The sequence below is a fragment of the Bacillus sp. JCM 19034 genome (assembly GCF_001310635.1).
In the GTDB taxonomy this organism is placed as follows: Bacteria; Bacillota; Bacilli; order Bacillales; family Bacillaceae_D; genus Halalkalibacter.
This window is the reverse complement of sequence record NZ_BAXR01000056.1, coordinates 1-1,080: the sequence shown is the minus strand read 5'-3', so window position 1 is coordinate 1,080 and position 1,080 is coordinate 1. Positions and strand designations below refer to the sequence as shown.

The window sequence follows — 1,080 nt, the reverse complement described above, 5'->3', positions numbered from 1 at the left end:
AGGAGATTGTAGAAAAAATGAATGTACAAAATCGCTATGACCTAATTCGTAATAAAAACAATCTACTAATATTCCTACTGCCATCTAACTTTCACCTCTAATCCATTTTAAAAATTATTTCTGCTACATCATTTGTTCTTTCATTTATTTTTTGTTTAATGTCTCTTAAAACATCCCTTGAGACATTTTGACCCCTAACATCAATAATAACAGATTGCTTTGTGTGTTCAGGTAAATCACTTATCCGCTTATTTATTTGCTTTGACACATTTCTTATTAAGTTACTTCTACCAGAAGATGTAGTCACTTTATAATTCTTAACTTCTATGCTATGACCATCGATATAAAATCTGGTCTTGAACTATTTTTAGTGCCATGACTTACTTCATTACCTTCCTTATATGATACTTGGTCACGATATCTAGGATATTCTTTTCCTACATCAATTTCAGACTGTCTCCAAGATGGTCTAGTTTTATCTATACCCTATGTTGTAATCTTAAAAGCTAAAAATAAAAAAAACAGCCATTTTACCACCCTATTAAACTACTTCTTTCTCGTGCACTATCGGTAATTTGTAGGTTGTTTTATGCTTCATCATGCCATAAACAATGTTCACAAGCCTTCTCATTATGCACACCAATGCTTGTCCCTTTGTTTTACCTTCTTTTAGTTTTCGTTGGTAGTAAGCATGAAACACTGGATTCCTCGGCAGTTTACTTCCTTTTGCCACTTGTACTTGTTGCACTGCCAAGTTATAAAATAAAGCATGTAAAGCCCGATTTCCCTGTTTGCTTTTTTGTTCCTTACCTTTCCCACCAGAGCCAAAGTAAACAGGCGCAATCCCCGCGAATCGTGCTAATTTGTTGTCTTACGTCACCTATCTCTGCAATTAAAGCAGAAGCTGTAACAAGGTCAATCCCTGGCATAGAGTTTAGTTGAAAGTCTAGTAAACTCATTAACTCTTTTAATTCTCTTTCCACCTTGCTCATTTCCTGCTTTTTAAATGAGATGTCACGTACAATGCTTCTCACTAGAAAATCTCGTGTTTCTTGTTGTTCTTTCGTTGAGTGTCCATCT

Annotated in this window: 1 protein-coding gene and 1 pseudogene; both read right to left on the bottom strand. The window is 34.8% G+C overall.

Annotated features, from left to right (window positions below):
• Positions 1-97 precede the first annotated feature (97 nt).
• Positions 98-307, bottom strand: coding sequence for a hypothetical protein (locus JCM19034_RS25430; RefSeq protein WP_197276475.1), 210 nt, complete (start codon positions 305-307; stop codon positions 98-100).
• A 234-nt stretch (positions 308-541) separates the two neighbouring features.
• Positions 542-1,080: pseudogene (locus tag JCM19034_RS21410) on the bottom strand (transposase); the annotation flags it as partial.